Below are 11842 nucleotides of genomic sequence, written 5' to 3' on the forward strand. Positions count from 1 at the left end.
TGACATAATTGCCTTCTTTCCAACCGTTTTCTTACCAAAAGACTGTTTTCATCAGAAGCAGGTTTGTGACCGAAGGAGAGAAGTGGCCGAGTTTGCCGAGGTGCTGCGCCATCTGTCGGCGGCCCAGAAGCCCGCGAAGGGGGTCTCGCTCTACACCCGGTTCGTCAACCGCCCGGCCGGCCGGGTGCTGGCCGCGCTGGCCTACCAGATCGGGGCGACGCCGAATCAGCTGACCGTCCTCGGCGCCCTGTTCACGTTTCCGGCCCTGGCCGCCGTGGCTCTGGTGCCGCCCGGGCCGACGATGGCGGTCTGCGTCGGCACGTCCCTGGCCGTGGGGTTCGTGCTGGACTCGGCGGACGGTCAGCTGGCCAGGGGGCAGCGCTCGGGCAGTCCGTCGGGCGAGTGGCTCGACCATGTCCTGGACTGCGGCAAGATCCTCACCCTCCACCTGGTCGTGCTGGTGTCGTTCTACCGTTTCTTCACGCTGCCCAGCCCGGCCTGGCTGCTGGCGCCGATGGTCTTCCAGCTCGCCGCCGTGGTGATCTTCTTCGCCGGGATCCTGACGGAGAAGCTCCGGCGGCGGACCCCGGACGGGATTCCGCCCGGGTCGCCCAAGGCCCTGCGGGCCGTGCTGCTGCTGCCGGTCGACTACGGCCTGACCTGTGTCAGCTTCCTACTCCTGGGCAGCCAGCACGTCTTCCTTGCGGTGTACTGCACCCTGCTCCTGGCACACGTCCTGTTCATGGCGGCGTTTCTGGTGAAGTGGTTCCGCGAGCTGCGCTGAGGGGATCTCCGGCGGCTCGTGCGCGGACAGCAGTTGCAGGGCGCCGCGCAGCAGGGTGCTGGAGGTGTGCATGGTGTAGGGGAAGTAGACGACTTCGACGCCGACCTCCCCGAACCGCCGCTCGTACTCCTCCCACTTGGGCGTCCCCCGCCAGTCGTCGCCCTTGAAGATGACGTGGAAGCCGACCCGCTTCCACGTCCTCAGCTTGTCCACCTCCGTCTCCACGACCGCGTCGTCGACGTACCGCACACTGCGGACGATGTCGAGCCGCTCGGTCAGCGGTACGACCGGGGTCTTGCCCTTGAGGCGGTGGGTGAGGTCGTCGGAGGAGACGCCCGCGACGAGCCGGTCGCAGTGCCTGCGGGCCTCACGCAGGATGTTGAGGTGCCCGATGTGGAACAGGTCGTAGACGCCGGGCGCGAATCCGATGCGGGTCACCTCGCGCCACCGGCCCCACGCGTCTGCCGCTGTCCGCCCGCGTTCCCGGACGGGGTCACGGCCGCCGGGCGCTCCGCGGCCTTGTTCGGCGGCACGTTCACGGTCAGGGAGCGGGACTTGGACGACGTGTTCGAGCCGTCCGTCACCACGAGGGCGTAGCTGTGCCGCGTACCGGAGGCGACCGAGTCGGTGTACGTCACCTTGGGACGCTCCCAGAAGGCGGAGGACTCGCTCTTGCGCCCCACGAGCTTGCCGTCCCGGTAGATCTTGTAGGTCAGGGTCGCGTCGTCGCGGTCCCAGGAGGCGCGCCAGGAGAGGGTGACCTTGCCGGGCTCGGAGGACGCCAGGGAGAGGGAGGGCACCTCGGGCGCCCCGGTGTCCTTGTCGCCGAAGCGCGTGAGGGCCTGCTGGGGCTTCTCGTTGACCTCGGTGAACTCGCCGCCCGCCCACAGCACACCGTTGGCGACCACCAGGGTCCGCGGGCCGACCGACTCGCCGAGGCCGCCGTTGGTGTCGGGGAACCAGTGCAGGATCCTGCGGTCCGCGACGGACTGGGCGAGGAAGTGCTGGCGGTCCCCGCGATCGGGGAACCCGCCGGGCGTCTCGTTGCAGTCGTGCGCGTGGGACGCGCTGTACAGGACGCCCTTGAAGGGAACGACGGACTGGGTGGCGCCGCGGCAGGTGTCGTTCCAGACCATGGTGCCGTTGGCCAGCCGGCCCGCGATCCGGCCGTCGTAGATGCCGGGCCCGTGCCCCTCGGCTCCCACGAAGAAGCGGGTGCCGTCCTGGGCGATCGTCTTCACCGACGACTGGGAAGGGAACCAGCCCGGGTAGGCGAGGACCGTCGCGCCGGTGGTGGGGTCGAGGGTGACCAGGGAGCGGGCGGCCCGGCCGTTGACCGACTCGAAGTCGCCGCCGACGAAGAGCCGTCCGTGCGAGGTCGCGGCGGACAGGGCGCGCACCGGCTGGTCGATGTCCGCCTCGAACGGCAGCACGGCGCCCTTGGCCGAGACGGCGGCGACATGGTTCCTGGGCCGGCCGGAGACACGGGTGAAGTCGCCGCCGAGGTAGACCGCCTTGCCCGTCGTCTCGATGGCGCGGACGGTGGAGGAGACGGCGGGCTTGAAGTCCGCCCGCACCGAGCAGTCGGAAGTGTTGAGGGCGACCACGTTGGCCGTCTTGGCGGTTCCCGTGCCGTCGAAGGAGCCGCCGATGTACAGCACCCGCCCGTCGGGCGAGGCCTTCATGGCGCGCACCGTGTGGTTGTGCCCGGTGAAGGACGGGGCGCAGGGCAGGAGTTTGCCGGTGACGGCGTCGAACGCGGCGAAGTTGCGGCGCCTGGTCTGGCGCTGGCCGGGCGCGGCGCCGGGCGGGCGGACCGAGTCGAAGGACCCTCCGACGTAGACGACGCCGTTCGCGGCGGCCAGCGACCAGACGATGCCGTCGGCCTGCCAGGTGGGCAGCGTGTCGGCGGCGAGCGTCTTGGGGTCGCCGTCGGCGGCCACGGCCGAGGTGGCGTCGAGCAGGACGGTGGTGCACACGAGGGCGGTGACGGCGACCCTGGTGACCGGCTTCGTACGGAGCTTTCTCAGGTACAAGGGAACCCCGGATGGCAGTGGTGTGAGTGGTACGGAGGCCGGGACGACGGCCGAGGGCCAGGAGGCTGCGGCCGGGCCGGCCTCATGCGGCGCGGCGGCGCAGCACTCCGACCAGCTCGCTCACCCTCAGCGACGTCCGATATCGCCACAAACTAATAGCAAATACACACATTCCCAAGGCCATCGCCACGGCGAGTCCTGACGGGGTGTCACCATCGCGCGTGCGGGCGGCTGCCAGGACCACGGTGACGAGCGTTCCGATACCGAAGGCGGTCAGGTAACCGTGGTCCACGGTCCTGAAGCCGAGGCGCAGCCGGATGAGCAGAGCCGCCGCGAGGTTCTCCACGACGATGGCCGCGCCCCAGCTCGCGGCGGCACCGAGCACACCCCAGGCGGGCACGGCGAGGGCGCCGACGGTCAGCTGCACGGTGAACGAGACGGCGGTGAGGGCGAGATGCCAGGAGCTCTTGCCTGCCATGAGCAGCACGGTCTGGGCGTTGCCGACGGCGACGTTGACCATCGAGGCGGCACACAGCACGACCAGGGCGGGCGCGCCCTGGACGAACTCCGGCCCGAACGGGGCCAGGAAGGTCTTCGGGAAGACCGCGACGAGCACGAACAGCGGCCAGGAGAACAGCACGATCCAGCACGTCGACACGCGGTGCAGCACATGCGCCTCGGTGTCCTCGCGCAGGGCGAGCAGCCGGCTGATCTCGGGGGCGACGGCGAGCCGGACGGCGAGCTGGAGGAGGGTGCCCGCGGTGACGACCCGGCCGATCGCGGTGTAGACGCCCGCCTCCTGGGCGGTGGCGAGCGCGGACAGCAGGATGACACCGATCCACACGGCGCTGATGTCGAACACGGAGGAGACCGCGCGGGGCGCGGCGAAACCCCAGAACGTCCGCCAGGAGACGGCCCCGCCGGGCGCGGCGTTCGGGGTGGGCCGGCGCGCGGCGCGGCACCGGCGCAGCGCGAACCAGGCGGCGACGGAGCCGGCCAGCGTGGGCAGCAGCCAGGCCGAGGCGAGGGCGAGCAGTCCGGGCAGGAACCAGACGACGGGGAGGGCGATCAGCAGGCGCAGCACCGGCTTGCCGATCTGCTCCACGCCGACGAACGGCAGCACGGTGCCGTAGGCCCGGGTGGCGCCGAGCAGGACCATGCCGACGGTGGCGACGGGCAGGAAGAGCCCGAAGAGCCGGACCAGCGCGACGGCGTCCGCCGGGGGCAGCCCGGGCAGGAGGGCGGTGGCCGCGGCGGGCGAGAGCAGCAGGGGCGCGGCGGCCACCACGGAGGCCGCGGCCGCCGGGAGGACGGCCATGCGCAGCAGTACGCCCGCCGAACGGCCGCCGTGGAGCGCGAGGTCGCGGGGGACGAAACGGATCAGCCCGGCGTCGCCGCCGAGCTTGCAGGTGTTGCCGAGGATGGTGAACAGGGCGACGCCGGTGAAGATCGCACCGGCGCCGTCCGCTCCGACGGCGCGGGTGACCAGGCCGACCAGGAGGAAGGAGAAGACGGCGTTCGCGGCGGACCCCGCCATCCCCCACCATCCGCCCCGCGCGACCGCCGCCACCCCGCTGGGGGCGGCGGCCGGGGCGCGGGTGGGAGCGGCCGCTTCGGCAGCGGTCATCGGCGGGAGGCCGTGAGGGTGCCGTCCTGTGCGGGAAGCCCCATCAAGGCCGTGGTGTGCGGGGCCGGGCGGTGCTTCGGACGGCGGCGCAGCCACAGGCGGCGGCGCGGGCGCGCGGCGTCCAGCACGGCACCGAGGAGTCGTCCGCCGGCGCAGTCGATCAGTTCCTGCACCTGCCTGAGCTCGTCCTGCCGGGTGGACCCGAGACCGGCGACCAGGAGGACGCCGTCGACGCGCTGGGCGACGGCGAGGGCGTCGGCGTGCCCGAGGAACGGCCCGGTGACGACGACGGTCGACGAGTCGGCGTTCGGCAGCGCGCGGCCGATCTCGGCGGGGGCGGACATCCGGGCGTGCAGGCCGTGGCCCGCGCCTGCGCGGAAGGCGAACCGCCCGGCGACGTCGGCGTCCACGAGGATGCTCCCGTTGGGCAGGAACGCCTCCTCCAGCGTGGGCGACTCGTACGACATCAGCGGCAGCCGGTGGGTGAGGTCGGAGGTGTCGGGGTCGGCGTCGACCAGCAGCACTTCGCCGCCGTACTCGGCGAGCGCGGCGGCCAGGTTGGCGGCGACCTCCTCGGCGGCCTCGGCGTCGCGCGGGGCGACGACGAGGACGTGGCCGGCACCGGCCGGGTTCTGCGTGTTGCGCAGCCGGAAGGCCAGGGCCCGGAAGGCCTCGGTGCGGGCGCCGCCGGTGCGGCCGACCTTCAGCAGCTCGTCGTCCTTGTCCTCGGGGCTCTCGGGCAGGAAGCCGAGCACCGGGGCGCGCAGCGCGGCCCGTACCTCGCCGACCGTACGGACCCGGGTGTCCAGCGCGGAGCGCAGCCAGGCCAGCACGAGGCCGAGGAGCAGACCGCAGACCAGGCCGAGGGCGAGCAGGGTGCGCAGCCCGGGACCGGCCGGCAGGTGGGGGGCGGTCGCCTTGCGGACGACGTCACCGGCGTCGGTGTCACGGGACTTGATGTCCAGGACGCGCTTCTGCAGGTTGTAGAGCTGGCTCTGTGCGGCGGTCTTGGTGTCAGGACGCTCCAGCTCGTCCTGGGCGAGCTGCTTGTTGAGCACCTGGATCTGCTGGTCCAGGGCGCCGGTGGCGCGCTTGACCGCGGCGTCGTTGCGGCCCTTGCGGTCGGCGAGGTAGGCCGCGGCGAAGGCGTTGGCGCCGCGGGCGGCGCGCTGGGGCGAACCGGCGGTGAACTCGAAGCGGAGCACGCGGGACTTCATCGGGTTGGTGACCCGCAGCCGGGCGGCCAGACCGCCGGCCTGGCTGTCGGGGACGCCCAGGGCGTCGGCCGCGCGCCGGGCGACCTCCTCGCTGGTGGCGATCTGCTGTTCGGTGGTCATGCTGACCTGGTTGTCGGCGGAGACACCGGCCGTGCCGAACGGGTCCGCGGAGGAGCGCACCAGCACCTCACCGGTGGCGGTGTAGGTGTGCGCGCGGTACTCGGCCAGGGCCAGCCCCCCGAGCAGTCCCAGGATGAGGCCCAGCGCGATCAGGGCGCGGTGGCGCAGGATGCGGCGCAGTTGGTCGCGAAGTTGGTCCGGCTCGTCGTACCGGTCGTCGAGATGGATGGGGCCGGTCACGGGTGCCCTCCTGTTCCGGGGATTGTTCCGGGGATCGATGCGTGTCGGGTGGGTGCGCTCGGCACCGCCGACGAGGGGATGCGGGATGCCCGGGCGACGGGGGTGCTGATGAGCAGCGGGACGACCACCAGCAGGGTCAGCGGGCCCGCGATGGCGAGCAGGCTGCCGCGCAGGAAGACCATCTGGTAGAAGGCGAAGGCCGGGACGAGAAGGACGGCGAGAGCGCCCGCCCGGTCGCGCAGCCGGTGGCGGACGTCGTCCACCCGCCGTCCGAAGAGGCCGAGCAGACAGAACACGAGGACCACCGCGAGGGGCCCGGCCCACAGGTAACTCTCGATCCACAGAGGCGCGGAGAGGTTGTGGAAGTCGTATCCGGCGTACTCGGCCAGGGCGATGCCGGTGTCCGAGGGCTTCTCCGGCCAGATCGAGCGCGGCACCATGAACAGCGGCGGGCCGAGCGCGCTCTGCGGGGAGAACCCGTTGTCGTGCGCGTAGTCGACGCCGGTCTGCACCTGCTGGAAGGCGTCGTAGTCGCCGTTGGAGGTGAACTGGTCGGCGAGGGAGACGACGGCGACGTCCTCCCGGTCGCTGTAGCGGAAGTAGTCGCTGTAGGGGAAGACGAACAGCAGCGCGGCGAGGAGCCCGGCGGCCGTCACCCGGAAGGCGCGGGGGCGGCACAGCCGGGGTACGGAGAACAGCAGGGTCAGCAGGACCATGCCGGCCCAGAACCGCGGTTTGCTGATCGGGTTGTTGACGATCACGTTGAGCGCGGCCAGCACCGGCAGCAGGATCCAGCGCACCCCGCGCAGCCAGCGGTCGCCGCCGGGCAGCCGGGGGACCCGCAGCAGACCGAGCAGCGCCCAGAACGCGGGCACGGACAGCGACCAGCTGAGCAGGGAGCGCAGGGAGGCGTCGTCGCCGCCGGCCTCGGTGATGGCCTGACGGCTGGTGAAGTAGGCGCCCAGGCGGCCGGGTTGGCCGGCGATCAGCAATACCGCGAGGCCGAGGGCGAAGGCGCAGAGCACCACCAGGCGCCAGGGGGCGAGCCGGCGGGAGAGCACGCGCTCCAGGAGCCCCGGCGGGGCGGTCGCGGGACGGGCACGTTCCCGGCGGTCGGCGAGGGCCGTCCCGGCGCTGTAGGCGAGCAGCCCGAGTTCGACGACGGCCACGGCCCCGAGGGCGGTGAACTCGTCGGTCCGGTAGGGCCAGGGGTAGGTGTCGACGGCGAGCATCGCCAGCGCGGCCAGGCCCAGCCAGATATAGGCGAACACCCAGAAACCGAGGGCGACGAACCGCACCCGGGCCGCCGTGAGCACCCGGGCGAGCGCGCCGCCGCTGTGCGCCACGACGACGCATTGCAGGGCGAGTGCGGCCGACACGTGCACACCGTGCGACTGGAGGATCAGCCCCGGCAGCAGGACGGTCAGCACCACGGCCCAGAGGGAGACCGCAGCCACACTGCGGACGCGAGCGTCCTGCATCCCGGCCTCTCCGTCGAACGAATATTTAGGCTGAAACATCACTGAAAGATATATAGCGCTTAGATCGCCCTGATCAGCCCAGGCGCGCACAAACCGCCAACTTCTCGGCGTGCCAATTACCGCAAATCATGACAAATCTGCATAGCTTATCGGCCAACAGATCTCACCGGATCTCGACGGATCTCGATGGATCTCACTGGATCTCACCAGGTATCCCGATTCGCAGAGGAGTTGCGCATGAGCCAGCAGGTAGACGTCGTCGTCGCCGGGGGCGGGGGATTCATCGGCGGTCACCTGGTGGGCGACCTTCTCGCCCAGGGACTGACCGTCCGCTCCATCGACATCAAGCCGCGCCAGGAGTGGTACCAGGTCCACGCCGACGCCGAGAACGTGGTCGCCGACCTGTCCCTCCTGGACTGCGCCCGCGCCGGCGTCCGGGACGCGCGGCAGGTGTACATGCTGGCCGCCGACATGGGCGGCATGGGCTTCATCGAGAACAACAAGGCCGCCTGCATGATGTCGGTGCTCACCAGCACCCACATGCTCCAGGCAGCCCACGAGGCCGGTGTGGAGCGCTACTTCTACTCCTCCTCGGCCTGCGTCTACGCCGCCGGCAAGCAGACCGACCCGAAGCTCACCGCCCTCAAGGAGGAGGACGCCTACCCGGCACAGCCCGAGGACGGCTACGGCTGGGAGAAGCTGTTCTCCGAGCGTATGTGCCGCCACTACGCGGAGGACCACGGCTTCGTCACCCGCGTCGCCCGCTACCACAACGTCTACGGCCCGCACGGCACCTGGACCGGCGGCCGGGAGAAGGCACCGGCCGCGGTGTGCCGGAAGGTCGCCGAGGCCGTCCTGAGCGGCGACCACCGGATCGAGATCTGGGGCGACGGCCTGCAGAGCCGCTCCTTCATGTACATCGACGACTGCCTGCACGGCAGCCAGATGATCATGAACGGGGACAGCGGAGTCCCGGTCAACCTCGGCTCGTCGGAGCTGGTGACCATCAACCAGCTGGTCGACATCGTGGAAGGGATCGCGGGTGTCCGCTGCGAGCGCGCCCACCGGCTGGACGCCCCGCAGGGCGTGCGCGGCCGCAACTCCGACAACACGCTGATCCGCGAGATCCACGGCTGGGAACCCTCGGTGGCCCTGGTCGACGGCCTGGAGAAGACCTACGCCTGGGTCTACGACCAGGTCAAGCGCGCCCAGCAGTGACGGACCACGACCCGACACCAGGGCAGGTAGAGCCGATGAGGATCCTCGTCCACGACTACAGCGGCCACCCGTTCCAGGCACAGCTGAGCCGGGAACTGGCCCGCCGCGGTCACGAGGTCGTCCACTCGACGTGCACGGCCTACGTCTCCGGCAAGGGCAACCTCGCCGGGGACTCCCCCGGTCTGCGCTTCGTCACCATCGGGGACGGTCTCGCGCTGCAGAAGGACGCCTACGTCCGCCGGCTGCGCCAGGAGACCCTGCTGGGCCTCGAACTGGCCCGGCAGGTACGGCGGGAGAGGCCCGAGGTGGCCCTGCTGTCCAACATGCCGATCCCGGTGCTGGTGGTGGCGGCGGCCGTGCTGCGGCGACTGGGCATCCCCTGGGTGCTGTGGCACCAGGACGTGACCGCCGTGGCGCTGAAGAGCTTCGCCGCCGAAGGGGTCGCCCGCTCGATGGGGCTCGCCGCCAAGGTGTTCGGGGCCGGTGAGAAGTGGTCGGCGCGCCGGGCCTCGGCGATCGTGGTGATCGCCGAGTCGTTCGTGCGCGTCCACCGCGAGTGGGGCACGGCCGGCAAGGTCACCGTCATCCCCAACTGGGCGCCGTTGGACGAGATCGTGCCGGTGGACCGGGCCAACGCCTGGTCCGCCGAGCACGGTCTGAACGGCGTACGGACCGTGCTGTACTCCGGCACCCTGGGCCTGAAGCACAACCCCGCCCTGCTGGTGCGGCTGGCCGAGCGGCTCGCCGAGCGGGGCACGCCGGTGCGGCTGGTCGTCGTCAACGACGGTCCGGCCGTACCCGTCCTGAAGGAGGCGGCGGCCGCCCGGGGCGTCGAACTGACGCTGCTGCCCTTCCAGCCCTACGACCGGCTGCCCGAGGTGCTGGGCACGGGCGATCTCCTGGTCGTCCTGCTGGGCGCGGACGCCGGGGAGTTCTCGGTCCCGTCGAAGACCCTGTCGTACCTGTGTGCCAGGCGCCCGGTGCTCGGTCTGATGCCCGCCGGCAACCTGGCCGCGCAGTTGCTGCGCAAGGCGGGGTCGGCGGTGTTCGCCCCGGAGGAGTCCGCGCTGGACGAGGCCTCGGCCTGGGCCGCGGAGATCCTGTCCGACCCGGCCCGGGCCGAGGCGCTGGGCAAGGAGAGCCGCGCCCTGGCCGAGCGGGAGTTCGCCCTCGAGGACTGCGCCTCGCGCTTCGAGGACATCCTCCGTACGGCGAGCCGGGCGCCCCTGCGCTGAACCGGAAGGGGGCCGGCCGCACTCGGCGGCCGGCCCCCTTCCGCCGTCCTCGTCCTCGTCCTCAGCGCGGCCGGCTCCGGTAGAGCCCCTCCAGCCGGTCCACGACCGCGCGGATCGAGAAGACCTCGTCGATCGCTCGGCGGCCCGCGTCGGCCAGCCCGCGGCGCAGTTCGCCGTCCGCGAGCAGCGCGGCCACCGCGTCGGCCAGCGCCTCCGGGCTGCCGTCGGTCACCAAGGCCGCTTTTCTGCGCGCCAGTTCGGCCGAGATGCCGCTGCTGTCCGTGCACACGACGGGAGTTCCCTCGGCGAGCGCCTCCAGGACCGTCATCGGGAACGGCTCGCGCACGCTCGGCAGCACGTACACCGCGGCCCTGCGGTACGCGGCCAGCGCGGCGGAGTGGTCCAGCGCGCCGCCGTAGGCGACCACACCGGTCAGTCCGCGGTCCTCGATGAGCCGGCGCACCGCCGGGAGGGATCCCTCGTCGGCGCCGTGCAGCGTGAAGCGGGCCTCGGGCAGCTCCTTGTGGACCAGCGCGGCCATCTCCACGAACACCTCGGGGCGTTTGCGCGGGTGCAGCCGGGCCAGGAAGATCACTTCGTGGTCGCCGCGCGCCGGCCCGCCGGCCGCGTCCGCCGGCACCCGCAGTCCGTTGGGCAGACTCACCAGCTCCGGCCCGTCCGGGCCCAGTACCGCGGACAGTTCGCGCCGTTCCCGGTCGGTGAGCACCAGGCAGGCGCGTGCCCGGCGCAGCAGGGGCACGAACAGCCGGTCGAAGACGCGCGCGACCGGCGCGGTGCGGGGCTCGACCATGCCGTGGGTCTGTGTCACGAAGTCCGCGCGCCGCAGCCGGGCCACCGCGAGCGCGGCGAGCGAGACCAGGTCGCGGCCCGCGTGCACATGGACGGCGTCGGCGCTGCCCATCACCCGCCACAGGTCCCACAGCAGCAGGGGGTGCATGAGCCCGAGGCAGCCCCGGCCCGGGACGGCCCGCCAGGCCGGGCGGGAGACGAAGGGCACGGCACCGAGGCGCTCGGGTGCCGGTGCGGCGCCGCGCCACAGCGACACCAGCGTCACGTCGTGGCCGCGGGCGGCGCACTCCTCGAGCTGCGCGGCCGCCACGCTGGTGGGACCGCCGAACGCCCCGTCGTCGCTGACCAGCGTGACCACGTGGACCAGCCTCATGCGGCGCCTCCCGTGGTCAGTACGGAGTCCTCCGGCAGGTCCTGGTGGGCGACGGCGCCCGCGCCCACCACCGCGCCCCGGCCGACGGTGACCCCGCGCAGCACCACGGCGCGGGCCGCGACCCAGCTGCCCGGCTCCAGCCGGATGGGGCCGTTGTCGAACTCGAAGGTGACGGAGCGGCGGCGGTGGCTTCCGGTGCACAGCAGGGCGCTCTGGGAGACACAGCAGTCGTGGCCGATGACGACCGGCTCGAGGTTCAGGATCCAGACGTCCTCGCCGATCCACACGTCGTCGCCGACGTCCAGTTTCCACGGCCAGTGGACGCGCACCCCGCGCCGGATCAGCACCCGCTCGCCGACCCGGGCGCCGAAGGCGCGCAGCAGGGGCGGCCGCCAGCGGGCCGGGAACCACCACTGGGTGAACAGCAGATGCTGGACGGCGTACCAGGCGGCCTGGGTCAGCGGGGGGCGGCCCTTGTCGTAACCGGCACCGGTGAAACCGCGCAGGTGTCGCGCCACGACGGGCCGGTGCGCCGGGCCCGCGGCGGAAGTGGTCTGTACCATGACGCGATCCTTCACGGCCCCGCGGGCGGAGCCCCCGCGCCGGCCGCGTGTTGACGGCAGACGCGCCCGGATGGCGGACGGCGGCTCGGACAGCGGATGCCGGACGGGGGACGGACGGTGGCCCGGCGGTAGGCGGCG

9 protein-coding genes and 1 pseudogene are annotated in these 11842 nt (G+C 72.2%); 3 read left to right on the forward strand and 7 right to left on the reverse strand.

Annotated features, from left to right (window positions below; all coding sequences use genetic code 11):
- Window positions 1–82 precede the first annotated feature (82 nt).
- A complete protein-coding gene (locus ABT057_RS04150) occupies window positions 83–784 on the forward strand; it encodes a CDP-alcohol phosphatidyltransferase family protein (RefSeq protein WP_352340864.1) in 702 nt (233 codons plus the stop codon).
- 27 nt (window positions 785–811) lie between these two features.
- On the opposite strand, the pseudogene ABT057_RS04155 reads toward ABT057_RS04150, so the two are convergent.
- The 5 genes and pseudogenes from ABT057_RS04155 to ABT057_RS04175 form a co-directional block, all read right to left on the reverse strand.
- A pseudogene (locus tag ABT057_RS04155) lies at window positions 812–1222 on the reverse strand (FAD synthase family protein); the annotation flags it as partial.
- Window positions 1219–2820 carry a fibronectin type III domain-containing protein gene (locus tag ABT057_RS04160; protein ID WP_352340865.1) on the reverse strand — a complete coding sequence of 534 codons (1602 nt, stop codon included), beginning with the start codon at window positions 2818–2820 and terminating at the stop codon, window positions 1219–1221. The pseudogene ABT057_RS04155 and the gene ABT057_RS04160, both read right to left, overlap by 4 nt.
- A gap of 82 nt (window positions 2821–2902) precedes the next feature.
- The gene (locus tag ABT057_RS04165) at window positions 2903–4447 is read right to left on the reverse strand and encodes a lipopolysaccharide biosynthesis protein (protein WP_352340866.1); all 1545 of its coding nucleotides are present in this window, start codon (window positions 4445–4447) and stop codon (window positions 2903–2905) included.
- On the reverse strand, window positions 4444–6024 hold the full coding sequence (locus ABT057_RS04170) for a hypothetical protein (protein ID WP_352340867.1): 1581 nt from the start codon (window positions 6022–6024) through the stop codon (window positions 4444–4446). Before ABT057_RS04170 ends, ABT057_RS04165 begins: the two co-directional genes overlap by 4 nt.
- Window positions 6021–7505, reverse strand: coding sequence for a hypothetical protein (locus ABT057_RS04175; protein ID WP_352340868.1), 1485 nt, complete (start codon window positions 7503–7505; stop codon window positions 6021–6023). Before ABT057_RS04175 ends, ABT057_RS04170 begins: the two co-directional genes overlap by 4 nt.
- A gap of 237 nt (window positions 7506–7742) precedes the next feature.
- Here ABT057_RS04175 and ABT057_RS04180 point away from each other — a divergent pair, with 237 nt between their 5' ends.
- On the forward strand, window positions 7743–8723 hold the full coding sequence (locus ABT057_RS04180; RefSeq protein ID WP_352340869.1) for an NAD-dependent epimerase/dehydratase family protein: 981 nt from the start codon (window positions 7743–7745) through the stop codon (window positions 8721–8723).
- Between the two features lie 35 nt (window positions 8724–8758).
- Complete coding sequence (locus ABT057_RS04185; RefSeq protein WP_352340870.1) at window positions 8759–9958, forward strand: glycosyltransferase family 4 protein; 1200 nt, start codon at window positions 8759–8761, stop codon at window positions 9956–9958.
- A gap of 61 nt (window positions 9959–10019) precedes the next feature.
- Here the strand turns inward: ABT057_RS04185 and ABT057_RS04190 are convergent, their stop codons facing one another.
- Both ABT057_RS04190 and ABT057_RS04195 read right to left on the reverse strand, forming a co-directional pair.
- Window positions 10020–11141, reverse strand: coding sequence for a glycosyltransferase (locus tag ABT057_RS04190; RefSeq protein ID WP_352340871.1), 1122 nt, complete (start codon window positions 11139–11141; stop codon window positions 10020–10022).
- A complete protein-coding gene (locus tag ABT057_RS04195) occupies window positions 11138–11704 on the reverse strand; it encodes an LbetaH domain-containing protein (RefSeq protein WP_352340872.1) in 567 nt (188 codons plus the stop codon). Before ABT057_RS04195 ends, ABT057_RS04190 begins: the two co-directional genes overlap by 4 nt.
- Between the last annotated feature and the right edge of the window lie 138 nt (window positions 11705–11842).

It is taken from the genome of Streptomyces sp. NPDC002588 (assembly GCF_040295925.1).
GTDB lineage: Bacteria > Actinomycetota > Actinomycetes > Streptomycetales > Streptomycetaceae > Streptomyces.